This is a genomic window from Pseudomonas sp. DG56-2 (assembly GCF_004803755.1).
GTDB lineage: Bacteria > Pseudomonadota > Gammaproteobacteria > Pseudomonadales > Pseudomonadaceae > Aquipseudomonas > Aquipseudomonas auratipiscis.
In genome coordinates, this window is record NZ_CP032311.1 from 4,302,052 (window position 1) to 4,327,888 (window position 25,837).

At 59.3% G+C, this 25,837-nt stretch carries 14 protein-coding genes; 7 read left to right on the top strand and 7 right to left on the bottom strand.

The genetic code is table 11. The features are described 5' to 3' along the window. Positions 1-5 precede the first annotated feature (5 nt). Positions 6-440: a MarR family transcriptional regulator gene (locus D3Z90_RS19725; RefSeq protein WP_136477608.1), complete on the bottom strand. Its 435-nt coding sequence runs from the start codon at positions 438-440 to the stop codon at positions 6-8. Positions 441-557: 117 nt separating this feature from the next. Beyond that, a complete protein-coding gene (recQ, locus tag D3Z90_RS19730) occupies positions 558-2,693 on the bottom strand; it encodes a DNA helicase RecQ (protein WP_136477609.1) in 2,136 nt (711 codons plus the stop codon). Between the two features lie 247 nt (positions 2,694-2,940). On the opposite strand from recQ, the gene D3Z90_RS19735 reads away from it, so the two are divergent. Together D3Z90_RS19735 and D3Z90_RS19740 are read left to right on the top strand one after the other, a co-directional pair. Then, positions 2,941-3,534 (top strand): YecA family protein, encoded by a 594-nt coding sequence (locus D3Z90_RS19735; protein ID WP_136477610.1) that lies wholly within the window; start codon positions 2,941-2,943, stop codon positions 3,532-3,534. Between the two features lie 10 nt (positions 3,535-3,544). Then, the gene (locus tag D3Z90_RS19740; RefSeq protein WP_136477611.1) at positions 3,545-3,910 is read left to right on the top strand and encodes a YbaN family protein; all 366 of its coding nucleotides are present in this window, start codon (positions 3,545-3,547) and stop codon (positions 3,908-3,910) included. Positions 3,911-3,974: 64 nt separating this feature from the next. Here D3Z90_RS19740 and D3Z90_RS19745 read toward each other — a convergent pair whose 3' ends face one another. Then, complete coding sequence (locus D3Z90_RS19745; protein WP_256658260.1) at positions 3,975-14,768, bottom strand: retention module-containing protein; 10,794 nt, start codon at positions 14,766-14,768, stop codon at positions 3,975-3,977. A gap of 517 nt (positions 14,769-15,285) precedes the next feature. On the opposite strand from D3Z90_RS19745, the gene D3Z90_RS19750 reads away from it, so the two are divergent. Genes D3Z90_RS19750 through D3Z90_RS19760 form a run of 3 tightly spaced genes read left to right on the top strand, consistent with a single transcriptional unit; the run spans position 15,286 to position 20,212 of the window. After that, entirely contained in the window at positions 15,286-16,659 is a 1,374-nt protein-coding gene (locus D3Z90_RS19750; protein WP_136477612.1) for a TolC family outer membrane protein, read from the top strand. 38 nt (positions 16,660-16,697) lie between these two features. Then, a complete protein-coding gene (locus D3Z90_RS19755; RefSeq protein ID WP_371922328.1) occupies positions 16,698-18,845 on the top strand; it encodes a type I secretion system permease/ATPase in 2,148 nt (715 codons plus the stop codon). A gap of 11 nt (positions 18,846-18,856) precedes the next feature. Next, positions 18,857-20,212, top strand: coding sequence for an HlyD family type I secretion periplasmic adaptor subunit (locus D3Z90_RS19760; protein ID WP_136477614.1), 1,356 nt, complete (start codon positions 18,857-18,859; stop codon positions 20,210-20,212). An 80-nt stretch (positions 20,213-20,292) separates the two neighbouring features. On the opposite strand, the gene D3Z90_RS19765 is transcribed toward D3Z90_RS19760, so the two are convergent. Continuing rightward, positions 20,293-20,895 carry a tRNA-uridine aminocarboxypropyltransferase gene (locus D3Z90_RS19765; RefSeq protein WP_136477615.1) on the bottom strand — a complete coding sequence of 201 codons (603 nt, stop codon included), beginning with the start codon at positions 20,893-20,895 and terminating at the stop codon, positions 20,293-20,295. A gap of 95 nt (positions 20,896-20,990) precedes the next feature. Continuing rightward, positions 20,991-21,884: a LysR family transcriptional regulator gene (locus tag D3Z90_RS19770; RefSeq protein ID WP_136477616.1), complete on the bottom strand. Its 894-nt coding sequence runs from the start codon at positions 21,882-21,884 to the stop codon at positions 20,991-20,993. Positions 21,885-22,107: 223 nt separating this feature from the next. On the opposite strand from D3Z90_RS19770, the gene speB reads away from it, so the two are divergent. Next, a complete protein-coding gene (speB, locus tag D3Z90_RS19775; protein ID WP_136477617.1) occupies positions 22,108-23,058 on the top strand; it encodes an agmatinase in 951 nt (316 codons plus the stop codon). A 144-nt stretch (positions 23,059-23,202) separates the two neighbouring features. Then, positions 23,203-24,582, top strand: a complete 1,380-nt coding sequence (locus tag D3Z90_RS19780; protein WP_136477618.1) for a sodium:solute symporter — start codon at positions 23,203-23,205, stop codon at positions 24,580-24,582. A gap of 54 nt (positions 24,583-24,636) precedes the next feature. Here the strand turns inward: D3Z90_RS19780 and D3Z90_RS27160 are convergent, their stop codons facing one another. After that, complete coding sequence (locus D3Z90_RS27160) at positions 24,637-24,762, bottom strand: PA1414 family protein (RefSeq protein WP_256205393.1); 126 nt, start codon at positions 24,760-24,762, stop codon at positions 24,637-24,639. Positions 24,763-24,885: 123 nt separating this feature from the next. Continuing rightward, positions 24,886-25,779, bottom strand: coding sequence for a LysR family transcriptional regulator (locus D3Z90_RS19785; RefSeq protein WP_136477619.1), 894 nt, complete (start codon positions 25,777-25,779; stop codon positions 24,886-24,888). Positions 25,780-25,837 lie beyond the last annotated feature (58 nt).

Genomic DNA, 25,837 nt, shown 5'->3' on the forward strand with positions numbered 1-25,837 from the left:
GCCGTTCAGGTTTTTTCCAGGTTGGCGAGGATGCGCGCGTGGACCTTCATGCACACGCGCATGTCCTCTTCGTCGACACCAATGAATAACTCGGCGCGCAAAGCGTTGGCAATGGTTTCGATTTGATCGATCAACGGTTTGGCTGGCGGGCACAAATGGATTTTCTTCGCTCGACGGTCCTCCAGTACGGCCTGGCGACGGACCAGGCCCTGGGATTCCAGGCTGTCGAGCAGGCGCGCCAAAGTCGGGCCTTCTACGCCCACGCTTTGGGCCAGCTCACGCTGAGTAGGTGCTTCGTCGAAACGAGCCAGGTGGAGCAATACCAGCCAGCGAGCCTGGGACAGATTCAGTCCCGCCAGGCGTCGATCCAGCTCGGCGCGCCAACCTCTGGACATATGCGCCAACTGCATTCCGAAGCGGTGTTGATCGGTCAACGGCATAGAAAACTCATCATCAGTACTAATTATTAGTCAGCTAACCATGCTCCTGCGCAACAGGCAAGACTCCTCAAGGTTCAATCTGTCTGACAATCGTTATAAAAGATGACGAAACGCCGTTTACATCTCGAATTCTGCCGCCAATGCCGCTCGAACGCAGTACAAGACCCCTTCTGGCACACGACTGCCGAACTGTTCGGCAATGGCGGATACCGGCGGCAATTCGCCCTCGCCATCAAGGAAGGCATCCTGAACTTCGGCTAGCAGATCTTCGGGCAAGTCCAAGGCTTGCTCCAGCGACAATTGATGGCGGCCAATGGCCTCAGCCAGCATGCTGTAGACGTTCTTTTCGCTGCAATTGAGCTGCCCGGCGATTTGTGCAGGAGTCATACCTGCACGCGCCAGGCTGGTCAGCTCATGACGCAAGTCAGTGACCTGCGGTGGCGCTTCGGCTGCCCCTCCCAAGACTTCAAGGAAGGCTTCGCCGTAGCGCTCCAACTTGCGCGCACCCACGCCGCTGACCTGGGCCATTTCGCTAAGGCTTGAAGGTTGGCTGCGCAGCATTTCCAGCAAGGTGGAGTCCGGGAAGATGACATAAGGTGGCACACCGTGCTCCTCTGCCAGCTTGCGCCGCAATGCCCGCAGCGCCTCCCATTGCTCGCGCTCGTCACCACGCACCAGCTGACTGGCCGGGCTGCCGCCACTGCTACTGCCCTTGCTGCTGGTTTGCGGCTTGAGATCACGGCGCAACTCCAGGCTCACTTCGCCGCGCAGGAGCGGCCGGCAGCTGTCGGACAAGCGCAAGCCGCCATATCCTTCCAGGTCGATATCGGCCAAACCGCGAGCTACCAACTGACGAAACAATGAGCGCCATTCACTTTCGGAACGGGCCTTGCCAACACCATAAACGGCGAGTTTCTCATGGCCGAAGCTGCGGACTTTTTCGTTGTCCCGGCCCAACAACACATCAACCAGGTGACCTACACCATAACGCTGCCCCGTGCGATACACCGCCGAAAGGGCTTGGCGCGCAGGTTCGGTGGCATCCCAGGTCTGCACGCCGTCGATGCAGTTGTCGCAATGGCCGCAGGGTTGAGGCAATTCTTCGTCAAAGTAATTGAGCAGAATCTGCCGGCGACAACGCGTTTCCTCGCACAGTGCGAGCATGGCGTCGAGTTTGTGCTGCTCGATACGCTTGTGGCGCTCGTCACCCTCGGAGTTCTGCAACATCTGCTTGAGCATGACCATGTCTTGCAGACCATAGGCCATCCAGGCATCGGCAGGCAGACCGTCGCGTCCGGCGCGACCGGTTTCCTGATAGTAGGCTTCCAGCGACTTGGGCAGGTCCAGGTGGGCAACGAAGCGCACGTTGGGTTTGTCGATACCCATGCCGAAGGCAATCGTGGCAACCATGATCAGCCCTTCCTCATTGAGAAAGCGGCGCTGGTTGGAAGCTCGCGTTTCCGCCGGCAGACCAGCGTGGTAAGGCAGCGCTGGGAAGCCCTGGTCGCAAAGGTAGGCGGCAACATCGTCGACTTTTTTACGCGACAGGCAGTAAACGATACCGGCATTACCGCGACGCTCGCCGAGGAACGCCAGCAATTGCTTGCGCGGCTGCTCCTTGGGCACGATGCGGTAGAAAATATTGGGTCGGTCGAAGCTCGAGAGAAAGCGCTCGGCATTCTGCAAGTGCAGACGCGTGACAATTTCTTCGCGCGTACGCATGTCAGCAGTTGCGGTCAGGGCGATGCGCGGCACATGCGGAAACAGTTCTGCCAATTGCCCCAGTTGCAGATACTCGGGACGGAAGTCATGCCCCCATTGCGATACGCAGTGGGCTTCGTCAATCGCGAACAGCGCGATATCCAGCGTGCGCAGGAAGTCCAGCATGCGTTGTTGCACCAGACGCTCTGGTGCCAGGTAGAGCATTTTTACTTCGCCTCGACGAATACGCCCGGCAAGCTCACGCTGCTGCTCGGCACTCAAGGTGGAGTTGAGCGAAGCCGCCGCCACCCCCAGCTCATCGAGCGTGGCCACCTGATCTTCCATCAGTGCAATCAGCGGCGAAACCACCACCGCCAGCCCCGGACGCAGGAGTGCCGGCACCTGGAAGCACAGGGACTTGCCGCCCCCGGTAGGCATCAGTACCAGCGCATCGCCACCTTTGGCCACGCATTCGATGATCGCCCCCTGGCGCCCTCGAAAGCTGTCATAGCCGAAGATGTCCTTGAGGACGCGCTGAGCCTGTTCGAGCATAGAAACTCCATAAATCGCAGAACCATCCTGGCCACAGGCTGGATGAAAATCTTCCCCGCCACACCTGTAAATGCGTAAGCGGCTTTTACCTGACCCGCGCATCAGCCGGTGGCCAGATACAAAAGCCGCGCATTATACCCGAGCGTCGACCTGCACAGGGTGCTCTGCGATAGGCGTCATCCTTTGCCTCGTAACGGCCGCAAGATGCTAGAATTCGATCATCGTTTATTCCCAAGGTAGCCCTGTAATGTCCTTCGCCGAGCAATTGACCCGCCTGCAAGCCTTCCTCGACGCCGACGAGCTGCACGAAGAAGCACTGGACTACGTTGCCGCACACGGCTACTTGACTGCATTGTCGATTGGTACCGAAGCGGTTCCTGATCGCGAATGGATCGACGCCTTGTTCGCTGAAGAGCCTCGTTACAAAGACGATGCCCAGCGTGAAGAGATCGAATCCACACTGATCCAGCTCAAGGCGCACATCGCGCGCCAGCTGGCCAGCGACGAAGACTTCGAGCTGCCGTGCGACCTGGACCTTGGCGATGAGCCGGACGATTCCGACCTGCGTGGCTGGTGCATCGGCTTCATGGAAGGCGTATTCATGCGTGAAGAGGCCTGGTTCGAAACCGCCGAAGAAGAAGTCAGCGAAATGCTGCTGCCGATCATGGTCGGTTCGGGCTTGTTCGATGAGCAACCTGAATTCGCCGATATCGCCAGCGATGCCAATCTGATGGATGACATGATCGTGCAAATCCCAGAGGCCCTGACTGCCCTGTACCTGCTGCAGCATGCGCCAGACGAGAAGCCTGCACCTGCACTGCTCAAGCCTCGCCACCACTGAGTCGACGTAAATGCGCTACCTGCTGCTGGCCATCGGCTGGCTCAGCGTCGCGTTGGGAGTGATCGGCATTTTCCTGCCAGTGTTGCCGACCACTCCATTTCTACTGTTGGCTGCTGCATGCTTTGCGCGCAGCTCGCCGCGTTTTCACCATTGGCTGGTCAATCATCCGCGGCTGGGACCGTGGATACGCGATTACCTCAGTGGTGAAGGCATTCCCCTCAAAGGCAAAGTCTATGCAATTGGCCTGATGTGGCTGAGCATTGGCGTGTCCTGTTATCTGGTACCGTTGATCTGGGCACGCGGATTCATGCTGACCAGCGCCGTGCTGGTCAGTATTTATATCTTGCGCCAGAAGACACTGCGCCGCCCTTCCTGAGTTCCATACGTTCAGGAGCTGAGGCCAACCTGTGATTGGCTGCGCAGCTCCCAAAACGCACGCCTCAGACCGTATCCACCTTCAACGAATGATCATTGAGCATTCCGTTGATGATGGTCGCGGTGTCCTGCCCTGCAGCAATCACCCCACCCGCCCCCGCTGTCACCCCGTAATGCTCCGCCAGGTTGACCCCTGCCAGATCGATGGTCTGGGTCGGTGCAGCCCCCGCTACCGCGCTGACCTCAATGGTAGACACCACCCCGGAACCACTGCCGGTAACCTTGAAGTGCAAGTAGTCATCCAGTGAAGCCGAAGTGGCGTTCTCGCCTTGGAGCAATTGAGACAGATCAAGCCGATCGGAACCCGGAGTGAAGTCGGTCACCACATCTCGCCCGGTGTTACCCTGCTGCCACAGGAAGATGTCGTTGCCGCTGCCGCCGGTCAGGGTGTCGTTACCGGCCCCACCGATCAACACATCATTGCCGCCACCGCCAATCAACGTATCGTTGCCCAGGCCACCGATAAGCAAGTTGGAATTGCCGTCACCGGTGAGGTGATCGTTGTAATCTGAGCCGATCAGGTTTTCGATACCGGTCAAGGTATCGGTGCCTGCCCCTCCGGTATTCTGCGCGCCAGCGCTGGCCAGGCTGACAGTTACGCCACTGCCGGCACCAGCGTAACTGGCGGTATCGATTCCAGCGCCGCCGTTGAGCTGGTCATTGCCGGCACCGCCGATCAACAAGTCATTGCCATCGCCACCGTTGAGAATGTCGTTGCCATCGCCACCGATTAACACATCGTTGCCAGCGCCGGCATTGAGGGTGTCGTGGCCACTGCCGCCGAGCAAGGTGTCATCGCCAGCGGTGCCGGTCAATGTGCTACCACTCTGGTAGGAAATATCCACGTTACCCGTTGCACTGCCACCATGCCCGTCACTGACTGTGTAGGTGCCGTTATAGGTCTGGTTTTCAGCATTGGCGTAGTCGACCGTCATGGTCAGGCCATAGTTTTCCGAACCATTGGCATTACCTCCCAAAGGGTTGGACAGGTTGGTCACATGGATGCTGTACACCCCGTCGTGATCGGCAGTAAAACTGTGACCATCGGCAATGGTCTGATAGTTGCCGTTTTCATCCTTCCATTCCATCAGGATGTTGCCGAGCGGACGGTCGTGATCAAGTTTTAGCGACTCACCTTTCTTCAAAGAAACAGTCAGCACATCCTCAGCATTGGCACCACTGGAGAGCGATCCCAGCCACCCATTGACCAGTAATGCCGCTGTGGTGGTGTTCGCTGCCGTGCGGAACGAGCTGCGCGCTACATCCCTGAACTGGGCAGAGCTGCCGGTGAAGCTGAGCGTCGGCAGGCCGTTGCCCACTGTGAAGCCAGCCCCCTTGGCTGCCCAGTCGGTGTTGAAGGTGATCGGCGAGACCGTGAGTGTATCGTTGTTGGCGTCACTGTCATTGGCCAGCAGCGCCTCTGCCGGCAAGGTGATGGTACTGGAAAGAATGTTGGTGATGATGTGGTCGGCACCCGCCACCGGTGCGGCGTTGGAATAGACATTGACGACCAGGTTGGCGCTGCTCAGGTCGCCGTCTGTGTCACTGGCGGTGAAGCCGATGGTCTCGGTCACCGTCGCACCGGTGTCTTTTGGAGGGGTGTAAGTGAATTCGCCGGTATCCATATCGACCAGCAAGGTTCCGCCATGCACGGTCTTGATGTTGAAGGTGTTGGTTGCGGTATCGAAACTGCCGCGATCAACGCCACCGGCGGCGCTATAGCTACCGTTGCCACCATTGGCTTTCGGATCATAGGTGTAGGTCGTGCCATCGACCAGCAGGGCTTTGATAAAGCCGCCATCGGCACCAAAAATCCCACCACTCATCAAGCTGCCGGTAATAGGTGCACCCTGTACCGTTCCTGACAGTACCTGATTCAACACATTGAGGTCGGTGACCACCACCGCGTTGGTATCGGTGTGTGTGCTGCCGTCATAGGCCAGGGGGTTGAGGTTATCGACATCGACCCCAGAACCCAGGCCGATGGAGTACGACTTGATACCATGGCTGTCGAGGAAATTCTTCCAGGAAACCTCATCGGCCGGCCCGATGCCTTGTGAAGCTGTCGATGGGTTGCCGTCGGAGAAGAAATAACCGACGTTCTGCGCTCCGGTCAAACTGCCAGCGTTGGCGAATGCCGACTTCGCTACCGCTACTGCCTGGTCGTAGTTGGTGCCGCCCCCCGCGGTCAGCCCGGCAACCAGTTGCTTGGCCTCGGCGACCGACACCCATACACCGGATGGGTCCGATGCATTGGAACTGAACGTGACAATCTGGACTTTGACGTCCCCCATTTCGTCGTACTTGTCGAGCAAGGTGCTAATGGCATCCTTGGCCAGTTGCAGACGCGTCTTGCCGGGAACACCCGAGCGATCGTTCATGCTGCCCGATACGTCAATGATCAGCAGCAGGTTGGAGTCCACCTGCCCCGGCGTCACCGAACGATCGGCACCGACCACGGCGGGCACATCATCAACGATGTTTACATCGAGGGTCGCATGGGCAGTGCTGCCATCCTTGTCGGTTGCGCTGACGTCAATGGCTTCATTGAGGCTGTTGGTGCCATTGCCATTGGCATGGCTTTCGTTGTCCTGCAGGGTGTACGAGTAACTCACAACACCGGTTGTCGGATTGAAGCCGGTTATGGTCAGAGCGTTGCCCAGTGGCGTCGTTCCAGATTGCGGGAAACCAACGACGTTGCCGCCGGAAACGACAGTGATGCCGCCCACCGTAAGGGTCTGTAGGCCATCAGCAGCCGTCACGGTGAAGCTGCCAGTGTGTGTCAACGCAGCCTGATCCGGGCTGCTGCCATCAGTGAGGTTTTTTTCGTAGACCGTGAACTCACCACCATCGACATCCAGGCCACTGATGACAACCGGGTGATCCTGGCTGCTGACGTCAATCTTCAAGGTCGCGTTGCTGGTATCACCGTCGGCATCTTTGAGGGTGTAGGTGAAGGTATCCACACCGCTACCGCCACCGTGTAGCGCGATGAAGTCTGGGTCAGCGGTATTCAGCGTATAGGTGTAGGAGCCATCTGCGGCCAACACCAGTTTGCCGTAGATACCTTCTATGGTTTGCGGGGTAATCGGGCCACTGGTGACGCGGTCGGCGCCCTGAATATCGTTAGTCAACACGTTCCCGGTCAGGGTCAACTGCGCTTCGGTCGCCGTGACGGCGTTTGTATCGTTAACCGCATGGGGCACGTCATCGACGATATTGACATCGACGCTGGCCTGGGCGGTGCTGCCGTCGGTGTCGACTGCCACCACTTCCAGGCTTTCGAGGATGTTGTTGGCGCCGTTGCCGCTCTGATGCGTGCTGGTGTGGTCCAGCGTATAGCTTGCCGTTACGACACCCGTGCTTGGATCGTAGCTGTGGATGGTGAAGGCGTTACCCATCGGGGTCGTGCCATGCAGCGGGAAGCCGCTGACCACACCGCCACTGACGATGCTCACGCCAGCAATGGTCAGCGATTGCAGGCCATCCGGGGCGATGACCGTGAAGGTGCCGCCCTTGGTCAGCTCACCTGGGTTCGGGCTGCTGCCGTCGGTGAGGTTCTTCTCGTAGAAAGTCAGCTCGCCGCCACAGATATCCAGACCGTTGATCACCACCGGATCGTTGATGTTGGTGACGTTGAACACCAATTTGGCGCTGCTACTGTCGCCGTCGGCATCCTTCAAGGTGTAGGTGAAGGTCTCGATGCCGGTTCCACCACCGTGCAGGTTGATGAAATCTGGATCGGACGTGTTAAGGGTGTAGGTGTACGAGCCATCGGCAGCCAGCACCAGCTTGCCGTAGGTCCCTTCGATGGTTTGCGGGGTGATCGGGCCGGAGGCGATGCGGTCGGCGCCCTGGGTGTCGTTGGTGAGCACGTTGCCGGTCAGGGTCAATTGCGCCTCTGTCGCGGTGACGCTGTTGCTGTCATCAACCGCTTTCGGCGCGTCGTCGATGATGTTGACGTCGATGTTGCCGGTGGCACTGCTGCCATCCGTATCGGTGGCGACCACAGTGAAGCTTTCGTTCAGGGTGGTGCCATTGCCGGTAGTGTGCGCCTCGTTGTCGAGCAAGGTGTAGGTGTAGGTCACCACACCCGTGCTGGCGTTATAGCCGGTGATGGTCAGCGTGTTGCCTTCCGGCGTAACGGTGGACTGTGGGAAGCCTGCCGCAGCACCGTTGGTGACCACGGCAATCCCGCCCACGGTCAAGGTCTGCAGGCCATCCGGCGCGGTCACGGTGAAGCTGCCGCCCTGGGTCAGCGCAGTGCCATCGGGGCTGCTGCCATCGACAAGGTTTTTCTCGAAGACGGTCAGTTCGCCACCTTCGACATTCAGGCCGTTGAGGGTTACCGGGTCATTAATGTTGGTGACGTTAAGTACCAACTTAGCACTGCTACTGTCGCCATCGGCATCCTTCAGGGTGTAGGTGAAGGTCTCGATGCCGGTACCACCACCGTGCAAGTTGATGAAGTCCGGATCGGAAGAGTTCAGGGTGTAGGTGTATGAGCCGTCAGCAGCCAGCACCAGCTTGCCGTAGGTCCCTTCGATGGTCTGCGGGGTGATCGGGCCGGAGGCGATACGGTCGGCGCCCTGGGTGTCGTTGGTGAGCACGTTGCCGGTCAGGGTCAGGTGAGCTTCAGTAGCCGCCGTTGCGTTGGTATCGTTAACCGCAAGTGGAACATCGTCGACGATATTGACGTCGACGTTGGCCTTGGCGGTGCTGCCGTCGGTATCGACTGCCACCACCTCCAGGCTCTCGAGGATGTTGTTGGCGCCATTGCCGCTCTGATGTGTGCTGGTGTGGTCCAGCGTATAGCTTGCCGTTACGACACCCGTGCTTGGATCGTAGCTGTGAATGGTGATGGCGTTACCCATCGGTGTCGTGCCATGCAGCGGGAAGCCGCTGACCACACCGCCACTGACAATGCTCAAGCCAGCAATGGTCAGCGATTGCAGGCCATCCGGGGCGATAACCGTGAAGGTGCCGCCCTTGGTCAGCTCACCTGGGTTGGGACTGCTGCCCTCGGTGAGGTTCTTCTCGTAGAAGGTCAGCTCGCCGCCACAGATATCCAGACCGTTGATCACCACCAGATCGTTGATGTTGGTGACGTTCAGGACCAATTTGGCGCTGCTGCTGTCGCCGTCGGCATCCTTCAAGGTGTAGGTGAAGGTCTCGATGCCGGTGCCACCACCGTGCAGGTTGATGAAATCTGGATCGGCCGTGTTAAGGGTGTAGGTGTACGAGCCATCGGCAGCCAGCACCAGCTTGCCGTAGGTCCCTTCGATAGTTTGCGGGGTGATCGGGCCGGAGGCGATGCGGTCGGCGCCTTGGGTGTCGTTGGTGAGCACGTTGCCGGTCAGGGTCAGGTGAGCTTCGGTAGCCGCCGTCGCGTTGGTATCGTTAACCGCAAGTGGAACATCGTCGACGATATTGACATCGACGCTGGCCTTGGCGGTGCTGCCGTCGGTGTCGACTGCCACCACTTCCAGGCTTTCGAGGATGTTGTTGGCGCCGTTGCCGCTCTGATGCGTGTTGGTGTGATCCAGCGTATAGCTTGCCGTTACGACACCCGTGCTTGGATCATAGCTGTGGATGGTGAAGGCGTTACCCATCGGGGTCGTGCCATGCAGCGGGAAGCCGCTGACCACACCACCACTGACGATGCTCACGCCAGCAATGGTCAGCGATTGCAGGCCATCCGGGGCGATGACCGTGAAGGTGCCGCCCTTGGTCAGCTCACCTGGGTTCGGGCTGCTGCCCTCGGTGAGGTTCTTCTCGTAAAAGGTCAGCTCGCCGCCACAGATATCCAGACCGTTGATCACCACCGGATCGTTGATGTTGGTGACGTTGAACACCAATTTGGCGCTGCTACTGTCACCGTCGGCATCCTTCAAGGTGTAGGTGAAGGTCTCGACGCCGGTGCCACCACCGTGCAGGTTGATGAAATCTGGATCGGCCGTGTTAAGGGTGTAGGTGTACGAGCCATCGGCAGCCAGCACCAGCTTGCCGTAGGTCCCTTCGATAGTTTGCGGGGTGATCGGACCGCTGGCGATTCGGTCGGCGCCCTGGGTGTCGTTGGTGAGCACGTTGCCGGTCAGGGTCAATTGCGCTTCTGTCGCGGTGACGCTGTTGCTGTCATCGACCGCTTTCGGCGCGTCGTCGATGATGTTGACGTCGATGTTGCCGGTGGCACTGCTGCCATCCGTATCGGTGGCGACCACAGTGAAGCTTTCGTTCAGGGTGGTGCCATTGCCGGTAGTGTGCGCCTCGTTGTCGAGCAAGGTGTAGGTGTAGCTCACCACACCCGTGCTGGCGTTGTAGCCGGTGATGGTCAGCGTATTACCTTCCGGCGTAACCGCCGATTGTGGGAAGCCAGCTGCGGCACCGTTGGTGACCACAGCAATGCCACCCACGGTCAAGGTCTGCAAACCGTCCGGCGCGGTCACCGTGAAGCTGCCGCCCTGGGTCAGCGCGGTGCCATCGGGGCTGCTGCCATCGACAAGGTTTTTCTCGAAGACGGTCAGTTCGCCACCTTCGACATTCAGGCCGTTGAGGGTTACCGGATCGTTGATGTTGGTGACGTTAAGTACCAACTTAGCACTGCTACTGTCGCCATCGGCATCCTTCAGGGTGTAGGTGAAGGTCTCGATGCCGGTACCACCACCGTGCAAGTTGATGAAGTCCGGATCGGAAGAGTTCAGGGTGTAGGTGTATGAACCGTCAGCAGCCAGCACCAGCTTGCCGTAGGTCCCTTCGATGGTTTGCGGGGTGATCGGGCCACTGGCGATACGGTCGGCGCCCTGGGTGTCGTTGGTGAGCACGTTGCCGGTCAGGGTCAATTGCGCTTCGGTCGCGGTGACGCTGTTGCTGTCATCAACCGCTTTCGGCGCGTCGTCGATGATGTTGACGTCGATGTTGCCGGTGGCACTGCTGCCATCCGTATCGGTGGCGACCACAGTGAAGCTCTCACCTAGGCTGGTGCCATTGCCGGTGGTATGCGCCTCGTTGTCGAGCAAGGTGTAGGTGTAGCTCACCACACCCGTACTGGCGTTATAGCCGGTGATGGTCAGCGTGTTGCCTTCCGGCGTAACGGTGGACTGTGGGAAGCCTGCCGCAGCACCGTTGGTGACCACGGCAATCCCGCCTACAGTCAGGGTTTGCAAACCGTCTGGAGCGGTCACGGTGAAGCTACCGCCCTGGGTCAGCGCGGTGCCATCGGGGCTGCTGCCATCGACAAGGTTTTTCTCGAAGACAGTCAGCTCGCCGCCTTCGACATTCAGGCCGTTGAGGGTTACCGGATCGTTGATGTTGGTGACGTTCAGCACCAGGTTGGCGGTCGACGTGTCGCCGTCGGCGTCCTTCAAGGTGTAGGTAAAGGTCTCGACGCCGGTACCACCACCGTGCAAGTTGATGAAGTCCGGATCGGAAGAGTTCAGGGTGTAGGTGTATGAACCGTCAGCAGCCAGCACCAGCTTACCGTAGGTCCCTTCGATAGTTTGCGGGGTGATCGGGCCACTGGCGATACGGTCGGCGCCCTGGGTGTCGTTGGTGAGCACGTTGCCGGTCAAGGTCAATTGCGCTTCGGTCGCGGTGACGCTGTTGCTGTCATCAACTGCTTTCGGAGCGTCGTCGATGATGTTGACGTCGATATTGCCGGTGGCACTGCTGCCATCGGTGTCGGTGGCGACCACACTGAAGCTCTCACCCAGGCTGGTGCCATTGCCGGTGGTATGCGCCTCGTTGTCGAGCAAGGTGTAGGTGTAGGTCACCACACCCGTACTGGCGTTATAGCCGGTGATGGTCAGCGTGTTGCCTTCCGGCGTGACTGCCGACTGCGGGAAGCCAGCTGCGGCGCCGTTAGTGACCACGGCAATCCCGCCGACGGTCAGGGTTTGCAGGCCGTCCGGCGCGGTCACCGTGAAGCTGCCGCCTTGGGTCAGCGCGGCACCATCGGGGCTGCTGCCATCGACAAGGTTTTTCTCGAAGACGGTCAATTCACCGCCTTCGACATTCAGGCCGTTGAGGGTTACCGGGTCATTGAGGTTGGTGACATTCAGCACCAGGTTGGCGGTCGACGTGTCGCCGTCGGCGTCCTTCAAGGTGTAGGTAAAGGTCTCGATGCCGGTTCCACCACCGTGCAGGTTGATGAAGTCCGGATCGGAAGAGTTCAGGGTGTAGGTGTACGAGCCATCGGCAGCCAGTACCAGCTTGCCGTAGGTCCCTTCGATGGTTTGCGGGGTGATCGGGCCGGAGGCGATACGGTCGGCGCCCTGGGTGTCGTTGGTGAGCACGTTGCCGGTCAAGGTCAATTGCGCTTCGGTCGCGGTGACGCTGTTGCTGTCATCAACCGCTTTCGGCGCGTCGTCGATGATGTTGACGTCGATGTTGCCGGTAGCGCTGCTGCCATCCGTGTCGGTGGCTACCACGGTGAAGCTCTCACCTAGGTTGGTGCCATTGCCTGCGGTGTGCGCCTCATTGCCCACCAAGGTATAGGTGTAAGAAACCACACCCGTGCTGGCGTTATAGCCGGTGATGGTCAGCGTGTTGCCTTCCGGCGTAACGGTGGACTGTGGGAAGCCTGCCGCAGCACCGTTGGTGACCACGGCAATGCCACCTACAGTCAGGGTTTGCAAACCGTCTGGAGCGGTCACGGTGAAGCTACCGCCCTGGGTCAGCGCGGTGCCATCGGGGCTACTGCCATCGACAAGGTTTTTCTCGAAGACGGTCAGTTCGCCGCCTTCGACATTCAGGCCGTTGAGGGTTACCGGGTCATTGAGGTTGGTGACATTCAGCACCAGGTTGGCGGTCGACGTGTCGCCATCGGCATCCTTCAGGGTGTAGGTGAAGGTCTCGATGCCGGTACCACCACCGTGCAAGTTGATGAAGTCCGGATCGGAAGAGTTCAGGGTGTAGGTGTACGAACCGTCGGCGGCCAGCACCAGCTTGCCGTAGGTCCCTTCGATGGTTTGCGGAGTAATCGGGCCGCTGGCGATGCGGTCAGCACCCTGGGTGTCGTTGGTGAGCACGTTGCCGGTCAAGGTCAATTGCGCTTCGGTCGCAGTGACGCTGTTGCTGTCATCAACTGCTTTCGGCGCGTCGTCGATGATGTTGACGTCGATATTGCCGGTGGCACTGTTGCCATCGGTGTCGGTGGCGACCACGCTGAAGCCCTCACCCAGGCTGGTGCCATTGCCAGCGGTGTGCGCCTCGTTGTCGAGCAAGGTGTAGGTGTAGGTCACCACACCCGTACTGGCGTTATAGCCGGTGATGGTCAGCGTGTTGCCTTCCGGCGTGACTGCCGACTGCGGGAAGCCAGCTGCGGCGCCGTCAGTGACCACGGCAATCCCGCCTACGGTCAGGGTTTGCAGGCCGTCCGGCGCGGTCACCGTGAAGCTGCCGCCTTGGGTAAGCGCGGTGCCATCGGGGCTGCTGCCATCGACAAGGTTTTTCTCGAAGACAGTCAGTTCGCCGCCTTCGACATTCAGGCCGTTGAGGGTTACCGGGTCATTGAGGTTGGTGACATTCAGCACCAGGTTGGCGGTCGACGTGTCGCCGTCGGCGTCCTTCAAGGTGTAGGTAAAGGTCTCGATGCCGGTTCCACCACCGTGCAGGTTGATGAAGTCCGGGTCGGAAGAATTCAGCGTGTAGGTGTAGGAACCATCGGCGGCCAGCACCAGCTTGCCGTAGGTCCCTTCGATGGTTTGCGGGGTGATCGGGCCGGAGGCGATACGGTCGGCGCCCTGGGTGTCGTTATCCAGCACGTTGCCGGTGAGGCTCAGCTGATTTTCCGTGGCGGTCACCGCGTTGGTGTCTGCCATAGCCTTTGGCACATCATCGACGATGTTGATGTCCAGCGAGCCGCTGGCCACATCGCCATCGGTATCGCTGACAGATACGGTGATGCTCTCCCCCAGCCCATTGGTCCCAGCCCCATTGGCGTGGGACTCGGCGCCCGTCAGGGTGTAGCTGTAACTGACGACACCGGTCGCGGCGTCGTATCCGGTGATGGTTAGAACGTTCCCAAGCCCAGTGACAATGGATTGGCCCACGCCGGTCACCGCACCCGCAGTGACGACGTTGATGCCACCGACATTCAGATTGAACACCCCATCTGCAGCCACCACGGTAAAACTGCCGTTCTGGGTGAGCGCCGCTGGATCGCTGGCCGATCCTTGCGCCAAATTGGCTTCATTCAGCGACAATTCGCCGCCGCCAACGTCCAGGCCGTCAAGAATAACCGGATGGTCTACTTCAGGAACGAGCGGCGGCGGAGCGTCGTCGTTGCTGTCATTGAGCAAACCGACATCCAGATCCCGGAGTTCGGCAAAACCGTTGAAGCCCGCGGTAGGAAAGCCAATGATCGGATCAACTCGACCGGCCACCTCACTGAGCATGACAAAGGAGTGCCCGCCACCGACGGCGCCCGGAGCACCGCCACTACCAGGACCGGCGGCAGTTGGATCAGCTTCCTGGCTCGGGTCAGCACCCGCAGCGATGGCCTGCTGGAGTTTCTCCACGTCTGTCAGTTCAGCCTGGCTAGGTGCCAGCGCTTCTGGCGCATCGGCATGGGGGGCCTGATTGGCCAGCAGTTGAGGCGTAAGCTCAAGACTACTGTCACGGCCCAAGGTCAATTCGGCACCGTTTTGCAGATGAACGGCAATCGCTCCAGCGGCCCCCGTTTCCAACTGCTCGCCGGCAAACAGCCGGTCACCTTCGGCAAGTGCCCGACGAGTACCGTCGTTGGCGACTGCGAAGACCTCTCCGACTACTTTGCTGACAACACCGATTAGCTTGGCCATGAGCGCTCTCCTCTGCTGCAAAACGGTTTTTCGCAGGAAAGCACTCTGAATCGCGCGTGGTCGGCCTGCGGCGCCTGCCTGGAGTCGTTACTCGACAAGCGCTAAAGGCGAAGGCTGATTTTCAATGAAATCAACACCTTCGCGTGACCGACACACAGTGAACGTGGAATTGATCTGGCAAACCGGCAAATGCCAAAAAATTGTCGCCAAATCTGATTTTCCTCCATCCCCTCCGCTACATCCGTGCCCTTTGCTGCAAAAAAAATTGAACTAATTGCCGACGCCCGAAAAATGCACTCCAGCGGGGAATCCACGGGTCGCCCGATATGAACAATGTCGTGGATTCCTTAGAACGCATAAGTTTTTTTTCGCATAACCCTTATGAAAAATTCTTCTTAGCTATCCTTATAAATGTTCTTAGCTCTCATGTTACAAGTTTGAAACGGTTTGGACTTAAAATTCCGTCATTTTTTTGACGACAGCAATACATAAATTAGAAATCAGGGAGAAGTACCCCATGCGCGTTTTGACCCCCATCACCGGCGCGATTCTTTTGGCTATGGCCTCTGCCAATGCCCTGGCGATGTCGATTACGGAAGCTGTTCAAAGCGCCGTGGACCAACATCCTGAAATCAACGCGAGCCGTAACAGCCGGTTATCTGCAGACGAAGACGTCAACGTTGCCAAAGGTGGCTGGTACCCACGCGTTGATCTGGTTGCAGGCTATGGTCGGCAGAAATCCGACAACACCAACACCCGCGGTTCCAACATCGACGGCTCACGCGATCACAACAAGGAAACACTGAATTACACCCAATCGGATCTGCGCTTGCGGCAGATGTTGTTTGACGGCTTCAACACCCCGAACGAAGTCGGCCGCACTGAGGCTGTGGTGAACTCGCGCGCCTACTACACCCAGGCAACCGCCCAGAGTGTTGCCTTGCGCGCCATCGAGGTGTACCTAGAAGTGCTCAAGCGGCGCGAACTGGTGACCTTGGCCACCAACAACCTCCAGGCACACTTGCGCGTCAATGACCAGATTGGCTTGCGCAGTGAGCGTGGTGTGGGCAGTATCGCTGACCGCGATCAGTCCACCGCACGTCGCGCCCTGGCAGAAAACAACCTGTACACCGCCGAAGTCGACCTTGCCGATGCCGAAGCCAACTTCTACAGCGTTGTGGGACGCGTCCCCGATGAGCTCGAAACACCGGTTACCATCAAGGGCGAAATGCCAGCAACCCTGCCGGATGCACGCCAGGACATGCTGGAGCACAACCCCTACCTGAAGTCGGCCCAGGCCGACGTGCAAGCCGCCGAGCAGCAGTACGAAGTGGCCAAGTCGCCGTTTTATCCACGTCTGGACGCAGTGCTGGCCACCGGTGCGAACAACAACACCGCAGGCCAGGTCGGTCACGATAACAACGACTGGCAAGCCGGTGTCGAGCTCAGCTACAACCTGTTCCGTGGCGGCAGTGACAAAGCCCGCCTGCAGTCGGACGCACACAAGATCAACCAGGCGATGGACATTCGCAACAACGCCCTGCGAACCCTCAACGAGGACTTGGCGCTGTCGTGGAACGCCATGACCAACGCCCGCAAGCAAACACCAACCGCGCGCGAATACGCCGACACCACAACCCGAGTACGCGCCGCCTATCAGGACCAGTTCGGGCTCGGCCAGCGCACCCTGCTTGACCTGCTCGACAGTGAAAACGAGCTGTACAACGCCAACCGCCGGTATACCGAAGTACGCTATGTCGAGGAGTTCTCGATGTATCGGGTTCTGGCCAACATGGGTGAACTACTGAACAAACAGCGAATATCTCTGCCCCCTGAAGCCATTGCCGCGAGTGAAGTGAGGAGCGAAGCCCGTTTGCCTGATATGCGCTAATCCTCAAACCGCTGCAGGAGTAGGCCATTGTGACCAGCATGCAACCTGCGAGCTCGGCGGCGGATCCGCGCCAGAGTTTCGATGACCCGTTACTCGATGGATTGCTGATTCTCTGCAAGCTGCATGGTTGCACGCTCAGCCGTGCCGGCCTGAGCGCCGGGCTGCCGCTGGCGCAACAGCGGTTGATTCCTGACCTGCTGCCACGCGCTGCCGCGCGTGCCGGCTTACAGGCACGTGTGCTGCGCCGAGAGTTGAACGCGATTTCCGCGCTCAATCTACCGGTGCTGCTGCTGCTCAAGGAGGGTCGTTGCGCGGTGCTGCGACGCTGGGGCGAGAATGATCAGGCGTTGATCCTGCCCAGCGAGGCCGAAGGCGGTGAGCAATGGGTCAGCCGTGAGGAACTGGCCCAGGCCTATAGCGGCGAAGCTTTGTTTGCCCGCCCCCGCCATGAGCTCGAAGACCTGCGCACACCCTTGATGCCACGGGTCAATGCCTGGTTCCGCGACACCTTGAAACTGTCGCGCTGGCTTTACAGTGATGCGGTGTTGGCCAGCCTGCTGATCAACCTGCTGGGTCTCATGGTGCCGCTGTTTGTCATGCAGACCTATGATCGGGTGGTGCCCAACCAGGCTATCTCGACTTTGTGGGTGCTGGTGGCTGGCCTGCTGATCGGCACCCTGTTCGAGCTGATCCTGCGGGTGGTGCGCGCTCATCTTTTGGATCAGGCCGGGAAAAAGACCGATTTGATTCTTTCGGCGACCTTGTTCGAGCGCATCACTGGCATGTCGATGAAAGCACGCCCCGCCACTATTGGCGGCTTTGCTCAAAGCATCCACGACTTCCAGGGGCTGCGCGAATTTCTCACCGCAGTAACCCTTACCAGCGTCATCGACTTGCCGTTCGTGGTGTTGATGTTGGTGGTTATCGGCCTGCTGGGTGGCTGGTTGGTGGTAATTCCCCTGATCGCCTTTCCAGTGACCATTATCTTTGCCCTGCTCATCCAGGTACGGCTGCGCGATACCGTGGAAAAAAGCCTGGCCTTGGGCGCAGTGCGCCAGGCCCTGCTGATCGAAACCCTTGGCGGCCTGGAAACGCTCAAAGCCTGCAGTGCCGAGAGCGAGCGTCAGTTCCAATGGGAAAGCACCCACGGTGCCCTGACTCGACTCGACGCCCACGCCCGCAACCTGTCGGCACTGGCCACCAACGGCACATTGTTCATCCAGCAGTTTTGCGGCATGGCGACGATTGTCGCCGGTGTCTACAGCATCATCGCCGGGAATCTCAGCGTCGGCGCGCTGGTTGCAAGCTACATGCTCGGCAGCCGTGTGTTGGCGCCGCTGGGGCAGATTGCCGGGCTGATCACACGCTACCAGCAGGCGCAACTGACCATGCGCAGCACCGACGCCTTGATGGCCTTGCCGCAGGAACGCCAGACCGGCCAACAACCGCTGGAGCGCACCCAGTTGCACGGTGCGCTCGAAGTCAGCCATGTCAGCTTCCGCTATGCCGGTCAGAACGCCCCCGCCCTCAATGCGGTGAGTTTCACCGTAAAGCCGGGTGAACGCATCGGCATCATTGGCCGTAGCGGCTCGGGTAAAAGCACCCTGGCGCGCTTGATGATGGGCTTCTACGCCCCTGACGAAGGGCAAATTCTGCTCGACAATCTTGACCTGCGCCAACTGGACATCGCTGACCTGCGCACCCAGATCGGCTACGTTGCCCATGATTTACCATTGCTGGCCGGTAGCCTGCGCGACAACCTCACCCTCGGCGCGCGCTACATAAGCGATGCGCGCATGCTTGAAGTTGCCGAACTGACTGGCGTCAGCGACCTGGCACGTCAGCATCCGCAAGGTTTCGACCGCCCTGTGGGTGAGCGTGGCCAGTTGCTCTCCGGCGGGCAACGCCAAGCGGTGCTGCTGGCCCGGGCAATGCTACTGGAGCCACCCATCATGATTCTCGACGAGCCCACCAGCCATATGGATAACGCCAGCGAAGACCAACTGCGCCAGCGTCTGCATGGCTGGGTTCAGGGTAAGACGTTGCTGTTGGTTACCCACCGCACCTCGATGCTCAGTCTGGTTGACCGGCTGCTGGTGCTGGACAACGGCAAAGTCGTGGCCGATGGGCCCAAGGAAGCGGTTATCGATGCACTGCGCAAAGGCCGGGTGGGTTCGGCCATCTAGGGAGTTCAGTCATGTCTATCAGCCAAGGCTTGCGCAGTTACTTCCAGAGTTTCGGCAAGACTGCAGAGCGCGACTATATGCCCGATCTGGCCGGCGCCACATTGCAGGATTCGCCGCGTCTGTCGCGAATCACTGTATGGTTGGCTGCCGCCTTGTTGCTCACAGCCCTGACCTGGGCCTGGTTCGCAGTGCTCGACGAAGTCACCATGGGCGAAGGCAAAGCTATTCCATCGAGCAAGATCCAGGTCATCCAGAACCTTGAAGGCGGTATCGTCACTGAAATTTTTGTTCGCGAAGGCCAAGTGGTGAACAAGGGCGATACCTTGCTGCGCCTGGACGACACCCGTTTCAAATCCAACAAGGGTGAAAGCGAAGCAGACCGCTATGCCCTGACCGCCCAGGTCGAACGATTGTCTGCCGAAGCCGAGGGCCGCCCGTTCCAGGTGTCTGAGGAAGTACTCAAAAAGGCACCTCAGGTGGCCGAGGACGAATTGTCGCTGTACCAGTCCCGGCAACGGCGCCTGAACAGCGAGCAGCAGACACTCAGTGAACAGCTCCGGCAGAAAACCCAGGAACTGGCGGAGTTCCGTTCCAAGGCCGAGCAATACCGCTCGGCGCTGGCCCTGCTGCAACAGGAACTGAATATGTCCACACCCCTGGTGGGTACTGGCGCCATTTCCCCGGTGGAGATTCTTCGCCTTAAACGCAGCACCGTGGAAGCCCGTGGCTCGCTGAACGCGACCACGCTGGCCATTCCCCGGGCAGAGGCGGCGGTTGCGGAAATGAAAAGCAAGATTGAAGAATCGGAAGCAGGCTTTCGCTCGGAAGCGGCCAAGGAACTCAACGAAAAACGCACCGACCTGTCGAAAATTACCGCCTCAAGCATCGCCATTGATGACCGCGTCTCGCGCACTACTGTGGTCTCGCCAGTGCATGGCATCATCAAATTGCTCAAGATCAACACCATCGGTGGCGTCGTGCAGCCGGGCAGTGATCTGGTAGAGATCGTGCCCCTGGAGGACAACCTGCTGATCGAGGCGAAGGTACGCCCACAGGACGTTGCCTTCCTGCACCCCGGGCAACAGGCAATGGTCAAGTTCAGCGCCTATGACTACACCATCTATGGCGGGCTCAAGGCCAAGTTGGAGCTGATCAGCGCCGATACCGTAACTGACGACAAGGGCAACTCCTTCTACCTGATCCAGGTGCGCACCGACAAAAACCACCTGGGCGGAGACAAAAAGCCGTTGCTGATCATTCCTGGTATGACGGCCACTGTAGATATCATCACAGGACACAAAAGCGTGCTCGACTACCTGCTCAAACCCGTGCTCAAGGCACGCACCGAAGCCATGCGCGAGCGCTGATTTCCCGGCCCTGCGATCAGGCCAGTGCCGCCTGAATAGAAAAGGCCGCAACGCAACCCCCTCGCGGGGCAAGCCTGCTTTTACTGCTCGAGGTGATTGCGCTGATACGTCTCTGGGCCCATTGCTGCAATCTGCCCTTCGATCAGGGCCTCGAACGGCTTGAGCAACTCATCGAAACAGGCCGGCGCCTCGAGCACATTCAACGCCTGCACCACTGCCTCCACCGTCGACAGTGCCCCTGCTGCCGGTGCTTTGCGCAGGCGGTAGCGCGAAGGCTGGACCTCGGCCAATGTCACCCGTGGCAGCGCCGCCAATTGTGGATTGAGGTGCAAAAGCTTACTTGCCTTGCGCCATGTGCCATCGGGTACAACCAATAGCCACGGGCGTTGATCGGCGATATCGGTATAGGCCAGCAAAGGCTGCGCCTCGCCTCCCGGAAACAGCAACCCACTGCGGTACCCCGGCACGTCGATCAACTCGGCCAGGTCGTCAAAGACCTCCCCCACCCGCAAGTGCGCATTACGCAAACCAAGTGCCGCCAGTTTCGCGGTATTGAGGGCGTGACGCACTTCACTGGGATGCTGCAACACCAGCACACGCGTGCGGCTTTCGAGTGACGGAATCAACGCGCAAAGGCAATGGGCTTGGGGGCGCAGGCAGCGCTCGCAGTGAATTCTGGACATCGGGTTCTCCTGGGCCGACAAAGTGTGCCAGCAGTCCCGATAAAAACCCACTTCCCTGTAGGGAAACAAAGAACTTCAGCGGTTGAAGCGTTCGGTCATGCCGGGGTCAACTGTGCCTTGAGCAAATCGCGGAAGGTTTGAATCAAGGGTTCCCGGCTGCGGCCCCGCCGAATGATCATGGAAAACGGCGCCTGATAACCGAACGTCGCTGGTGACAACACGCGCAAATCCCCCTTGTCAGCCCACGCCTGGGCATAGTGCTCGGGTAAATAACCGATGTAGGCACCGGATAACACCAGGATCAGTTGCGCCTCCATACTTTCCACCGTTGCGGCGCTGTGCTTGAAGCCATGGCGAGCGAGTTCCGCCTGGCTCCAATAGCCGCGCCCGACCATACGCTGCTGGGTAATCACCTGTTCGGGAATGCGCCGTTCGTTGAACAGCGGGTGACGGTTGCTGCAGTACAACCAGTGTTGTTCGCGGTACAACGGTTGATAGACCAGCCCGCTCATGCGCGTGGAGAACGCGCCGATCGCCAGGTCCAGGCGGTTGTCCTGGACGCCCAGCTGCAACTCATAGGGGCTGGACACTGACAGGTGCAAATGCACCGCGGGATGTTCCTGGCTATAGGCACCGATGGCCTCAGCCAACGGCAAGGCCCGATCGCCTACCGTCGAGTCGATCACCCCCAAATTCAGCGTGCCACGCAGCTCACCCTTGAGGGCTGCAGCGTACTGCTCGAAACCATCGATTTCTGCCAGCAGGCGCAAGGTTTCCTGATGAAACAACTCACCTTTACTGGTCAGGCTGAATCCTCCGCGGCCGCGATGGCACAGGACAATCCCTAACGCTGCCTCCAGCTGACTCATATAGGTACTGATGGCTGACGTGGAAAGGTTGAGCTCGCGTTGAGCGTTGGCGAAGCCTTGATGGCGCACAACACTGACAAAAATGCGCAGAAGTTTCAGGTCAGGTACCGCAGAAGCCATGGTTGCTAGCACTCAGGAAGATGGCAGTAGGAAAAGTCTAACCAGCTTAACGGTATTAGTTTAGAAAAACCTGAACTAAGTATTTGTCTGTAGCGATTCTCTTTGCCCACTACCTTTTGCAGACTCTGCGGCAATGCACCTGCTTGCCAGCGTTCCAGGGTTTAAATCGCCCCGGCAAGACAGATTCAAACAACTAGAACAATCGAACCGATGAGGCCCGACCGTGGACAAAATTCTTCACCAACCACTGGGCGGCAACGAAATGCCGCGCTTCGGCGGCATCGCCACCATGCTCCGTCTCCCTCACCTGCAAAGCGCCGAAGGCCTTGATGCCGCGTTCATCGGCATTCCGCTGGACATTGGTACTTCGCTGCGCTCCGGCACCCGCTTCGGTCCACGGCAGATCCGTGCCGAGTCGGTGATGATTCGCCCCTACAACATGGCCACTGGCGCTGCCCCGTTCGATTCCCTGTCGGTTGCCGACATTGGCGACGTAGCGATCAACACCTTCAATCTGCTCGACGCTGTACGGATCATCGAAGAGGCCTACGACGAGATCCTCGAACACAACGTCATTCCCATGACCATGGGCGGCGATCACACCATCACCCTGCCGATCCTGCGGGCGATCCACAAGAAGCATGGCAAGGTTGGCCTGGTACACATCGATGCGCACGCCGACGTCAACGACCACATGTTCGGCGAGAAGATCGCCCATGGCACCACCTTCCGCCGCGCCGTCGAAGAAGGCCTGCTGGACTGTGACCGCGTAGTGCAGATAGGCTTGCGCGCCCAAGGCTATACCGCCGAAGACTTCAACTGGAGCCGCAAGCAGGGCTTCCGTGTCGTTCAGGCCGAAGAATGCTGGCATAAGTCCCTGGCCCCGCTGATGGCTGAGGTTCGCGAGAAAGTGGGCGATGGCCCGGTTTATCTGAGCTTCGACATCGACGGTATCGACCCGGCCTGGGCGCCTGGCACCGGCACCCCTGAAATCGGCGGCCTGACCACCATCCAGGCCATGGAAATCATCCGTGGCTGCCAGGGTCTCGACCTGATTGGTTGTGACCTTGTGGAAGTCTCCCCCCCCTACGACACCACCGGCAACACCTCCTTGCTCGGTGCCAACCTGCTGTACGAAATGCTCTGTGTCCTGCCGGGTGTCGCTCATCGCTGATCGACAGGCACAAGGAGCTACAACGAGGCAGGAGCCATGATCGCCGGGTCGCACAAGCGGCCTGCGCAGTAGACGAATGACCGGCGCCAGGCTTGCCTGGCGCCAGGATCGATCTCACCATAATAAAGATAATCGGAGACACCCATGGCCTTAGACTTATTCGTTGTCTTGATCTATGCGGCCGGCATGCTCGGGCTGGGCTGGTACGGCATGCGCAAAGCGAAAACCCATGAAGACTATCTGGTAGCGGGACGCAACCTGGGCCCAAACCTGTATATGGGCACCATGGCGGCTACCGTTTTGGGCGGCGCCTCGACCGTAGGCACAGTAAAACTGGGCTACGTCTACGGCATCTCGGGGTTCTGGCTGTGTGCAGCCCTAGGCCTGGGTATTATCGCGTTGAACCTATTCTTGGCCAAGCCGCTGCTGCGCTTGAAAATCTTTACCGTGACTCAGGTACTGGAGCAGCGCTACAACCCTATGGCTCGCCAAGCCAGCGCCGTGATCATGCTCGCCTATGCGCTGATGATCGCCGTGACCTCGACCCTGGCCATGGGTACCGTGCTGCAAGTGTTGTTCGAATTGCCGTTCTGGGCCGCGATTCTTCTGGGCGGCGGCGTGGTGGTGGTGTACTCCACTGTTGGCGGCATGTGGTCGCTGACCCTGACCGACATCGTCCAGTTCGTGATCAAGACTGTCGGTCTGATGTTTGTCCTGCTGCCGATCTGCTTGTACCGCGTGGGCGGCTGGGATGAACTGGTAGCCAAGCTGCCGGCTTCAAGTTTCAGCCTGACCACCATCGGCTGGGACACCATCATCACCTACTTCCTGATCTACTTCTTCGGCATTCTGATCGGCCAGGATATCTGGCAACGGGTGTTCACCGCGCGGGACGAAAAAGTCGCCAAGCGCGCTGGTACCACTGCTGGCATCTACTGTGTGATCTACGGTCTGGTGTGTGCAACCATCGGCATGGCAGCCCATGTCCTGCTGCCGGACCTGAGCAACGCCAACAACGCCTTTGCCGCCATCGTCAAATCCGCACTGCCTGACGGCATCCGCGGCCTGGTAATTGCTGCTGCCCTGGCGGCCATGATGTCCACTGCCAGTGCTGGCCTGTTGGCAGCTTCGACTGTACTGACCGAAGACCTGTTGCCCAAACTGCGCGGTGGCAAGCAGTCGAGCCTGGCGATCAACCGCCTGTTCACCTGCCTCACCGGTATTGCCGTGCTGGGTATCGCCCTGGTTGTCGAAGACGTGATCAGTGCCCTGACCCTGGCCTATAACCTGTTGGTCGGCGGCATGTTGGTACCACTGATCGGAGCGATCTACTGGAAGCGTGCGACCACTGCCGGTGCAATCACCAGCATGACCCTGGGCTTTGTCACTGCCCTGGCCTTCATGATCAAGGATGGGATGGATGCTAACACGCCGATCTACTACAGCCTGTCGGTGGCATTGATCAGCTTTGTGGTTGTAAGCGTGATGTCTCGCCGCCCGGCGGGTGCAGTCAACTTGGCCTGAGCCTGACCAACGGTGGCCGTCGCATCACCCTGATGCGGCGGCCCAAGCCTGACGCTAGCGACGAGGCTGGCGTTTGCGCTGCTCTTCATCGGTAGGGATCGGCACCGGCTGCAATGGCGGTGGAATCAAACCCAGAGCCGCTGCCAGGTCGTGAAGCCAGTTGAACAGATTATTTCTCATAAATCCCCCTCACGGGTCAGCCTGCACGGCGTTTCAATCCTGCGATGCTTCATACAGATCATAGCCCTATGTCTTACATTACGCATTCTCTTGGACTACAACTTGGGTCGATGTTGACCTTAATCAAGCCCTAACCGCGCACTCCGTCGCCGTCGCAACTGTTTCGCCTTGTTGCAGATCGATCCACGCACTCAAATTTGCGCCGCACATACCCTTGCGCCACATCAACCAGGTGGTTGCCTGATCGAACGGCGTCTGCAAGCGGTGCGCCGTCACACGCTCACGTCCGGGCAAGCTATCGAGCATCGACTGAGCCATCAACGCCACCCCTGCCCCAGCAATCACGCATGCCAACATACTGGGATATGACTCAATCTCCATGACTCGGCCCATGGCAGCATGGTCGTGGGCGTACCAGGCCTCCAGGCGCATCCGGTAGGAACAGCCCTGGCGAAAGGTGAATACGGCCTGCCCAGCCACATCCTGAGCACTGAGTACCGGCGGATGATCAGGGTCGGTAATCAGCACCAGGGTTTCATCGCACAGCGGCACGCCATCCAGCCCGGCCAAGGCCAGTGGGCCATCCACCAAGGCAGCATCCAGTCGACCACTGACCAGCCCCTCGAGCAGTTCGCCACTGGGAGCGGCCTGGACTTGCAGGTTCACCGCAGGATAAGCCTTGTGATAGCGCGCCAGCAGTGCCGGAAGCTGTATCGCCGCCGTGCTGTACATGGTGCCAAGGGCAAAATTGCCCGCTGGTTGACCGCCCTGCACCGCCGCAACCGCCTCATCTCGCAGCGCCAGCATGCGCCCGGTGTAATCGAGCAGCACTTTGCCGGCCGGTGACAGTTGCAGGCGTTGGCGTTCACGACGGAACAACTCGACCCCCAATTGCTCTTCCAGTTGCCGCAGGCGCGTGGAAAGGTTCGACGGCACGCGGTGCAAGCGCTCCGCAGCGCGGGTTATCGACCCCTCTTCGGCGACCGCCTGGAAGATACGCAACTGACTGAGCTCCACAAGTTATTCTCCAGAACAGAACAAGTTAATCATGATTATTCAATTTTACTGAAAGTCA